This window comes from Methanolobus sp., from assembly GCF_016278385.1.
In the GTDB taxonomy this organism is placed as follows: domain Archaea; phylum Halobacteriota; class Methanosarcinia; order Methanosarcinales; family Methanosarcinaceae; genus Methanolobus.
Window position 1 is genome coordinate 1 of sequence record NZ_JADQBY010000041.1, and the last position, 2,705, is coordinate 2,705.

Genomic DNA, 2,705 nt, shown 5'->3' on the forward strand with positions numbered 1-2,705 from the left:
TTTGCGCGTTAATTGATTGGATAAGATATTTATCTTGTCTTATCCGACAGTCTCTCTCAGGAAGAACTGCTACAACTTGGAGAATATTTGGGTATGGCTAAGGCAAGACTGAGTTTCATGAAGCCTGCAAAACTATATCAATTATATGATGAGATTTTAACGAGTAAGACGATAACCGTCTTCTTTGCGATGAGAAATTTTCTGGGAAAGAGGCACACATGATGGCTATTCTGTGTGACCAAATACCAAGTGCCTCGATTGCATTTATTTATGGGCATATATAACAGAGCATAGCACCCCTCGAAAAAGTTCGCCCCATAGGGTTCACTCCGTTTAGGCAGATGGGCTTTCGCCCAAGATGCCGGTACTCCGTCCAACACACATACAGACTTCTGAAAACCCCTGCCTAATATGGTTGGATATATGCACCGAATGAAAAAGCTTCCTTCTCTACGCTTGTTCATCTGGTGGAATAAGCTTCGCTTCAATCCTACCGAATTTCAGTACACATATAAGAGTGACTTTAATGTGTATTTATGGAGTCACCTATGCACAAACGTGATAGTTCTCTACCTGTATTGATCTCGAAGCCATTAGTTCGAATTTCACCCCTCTCACTATAGTCTAGGGTAATAGTAATAACCAAAAAACGCAACGGTATTAAAAAAGATACTTCTGTTAAAAGTAAGATCTGTATATTGACTGATCGACAAAACAACAGGTTAAAAAACTTATTTATTAGCTATTATTTATTAGTGGCTGCAACCTGTTGTATAATTCATTTTTATTTTCTTTAGAGCTATGCAGATACAAGTGAAAAGGAGTTTCTTTAGTTGGAAAATCATCGTAATTTCTACCTTCTGTCCACTCAGTGACGGCTATACGTAGGTATTTCAACAAAAGATTAAAACTTACATCATCTTCGGGTAAAATTTTATCCATATCCCTTACAATTAGTATATATGATTTTGCATTAATCCAATCAAGATCATTCAAGCATTCATCAAAAGCTGCCCAGTTACATCCAAAATAGTCTGGAAATTGAAACGTTTTTTGGAATTCAGAGTATAGATTTTCAATTTCTATACATTTGTTTCCATCTATCTCAGCTAAATAATCATCATTACTTGTTGAAAACGTTTCAATAAATTCATCTAAATCATCAGCATCACAAGCAATAAAGTGAATATATTTGTTTAGTTTCATATTCTTATATTCCAACATTTAGCTTTTTCCTTGATCTTTTAATAGGGAGAAGTTCATCGGTCATGTGAGTTTTATTTGAGTCCATGTTATCTCCTACAAAGGAAATTTGTGATAATCTACTTTTAAAGCAATTTCAACAGCTTCTGATATTTTATCTTCATTTACTAGCTTTTCGATAGATTCTAATTCTTCTTTCCAGTCCGGTCCACCTACGAAATCTAGATAATATACAAAATCCAACAATATGTTTCTGTTAGGAGTCAGTTTTAATAATTGCTTATATACTAAAAACATCAATTCAATAGACATGTCATAATCCTGTTTATCATCTTCAATAATATCAATAAGCAATTGAGGATTGTCGACCCCTTTTAATCCTAGTTTGAAGTCTTCAGCAACTTTTGAGATATGTTGAATCAATGTTTTTGAATCATTGTTAGTTAACCCTAAAAGATTGATGTCACCCAATCGACTAAGTTCATCTCTTATTTGAAGAATACCCATTTTCAACACCCTTCTCGCATCTTCAGCCATTACTATATCTTCCCCAAGATTTCAACTTTCAGATTTCAGTATTATTCCTGAGAGCATTAACAAAAAAATCTGCCTTTTCAGGTGACAGTTTACCCATGAATTCTGTAAGTTCTCCATAATCTCCTTCAGCATAGTTACCCCACAATAAAGGGGCTTCTATTTCTATTAATATACGTGCAATTAGCTCTGAATTTTCTTCACAGTAATCATACCATTCAGAAAACATAATAAATTTAGCCCATCTTGCTACGTCTAATTCTGCTACTTCATTTCTTTTGTATTTCTCTAAAGTACTTATTACATGTTCTTTACAAATAATTACTGAATAGGAATAGTCAGGTGGAGCGAATGAATTCACATCAATAACATTAGATAGCTCTTCCATTGAAATTGATAAATCCCTGTATTGTTTGATTATGTGAAGATTATCCATTTTCAGCACCCTCCTCCCCAAGTTTCTAATCTCTTCCTTACATGAGCATTGAGTGTAAACGGTTTATTCCTCTTTGCATTTTGCTTCATGTAGTGTAAAGTACCCTTGGAAAAACCCATTTTCTTCCAGTCAGTATAAGAAATGCTCAATATCTTCTTCCTGATCTCATCAGTATCCTGTCTTTCAATCTTGTATGAAGGATTTGTAAAATCTAATTTCCTCTTTTTACCAGTTAGGAATTGAGCTAATTCTCTTGTTTTGAGCAAAAGAACATAGCTCCACATCATTGATTTATCGTGATATGTAACCTTCTTGTTCATCCAAGTCTGAAACTCCTCTGTAAGCTTCTTAGCACCACTTGGTCTAAGCCTAAGAGAGTAATTATCAGTTCTTATGAAGTCCTTTTTCTCCATCCTATCTGTTTCAATGAGGTTGATCACTGCCAGATCAACAAGGAATCTGAAAGGCTCTTGCAGATCATAGGCTAAGCTGTTCTTACCTGTTGCCATCTCATGTAAAAAGCCTACATGAA

The 2,705-nt window shown here is 34.7% G+C and carries 4 protein-coding genes; all 4 read right to left on the minus strand.

The annotated features are described in order from the left end of the window. Positions 1-738: 738 nt before the first annotated feature. Positions 739-1,206, minus strand: coding sequence for a barstar family protein (locus QZZ23_RS13600; RefSeq protein ID WP_292471163.1), 468 nt, complete (start codon positions 1,204-1,206; stop codon positions 739-741). 93 nt (positions 1,207-1,299) lie between these two features. Next, on the minus strand, positions 1,300-1,740 hold the full coding sequence (locus QZZ23_RS13605) for a hypothetical protein (RefSeq protein ID WP_292471166.1): 441 nt from the start codon (positions 1,738-1,740) through the stop codon (positions 1,300-1,302). Between the two features lie 28 nt (positions 1,741-1,768). After that, the gene (locus QZZ23_RS13610; protein ID WP_292471169.1) at positions 1,769-2,173 is read right to left on the minus strand and encodes a hypothetical protein; all 405 of its coding nucleotides are present in this window, start codon (positions 2,171-2,173) and stop codon (positions 1,769-1,771) included. Between the two features lie 2 nt (positions 2,174-2,175). Continuing rightward, positions 2,176-2,705: CRISPR-associated endonuclease Cas1 (locus QZZ23_RS13615; protein WP_292471173.1), on the minus strand; the 530-nt coding region annotated here is incomplete at its 5' end.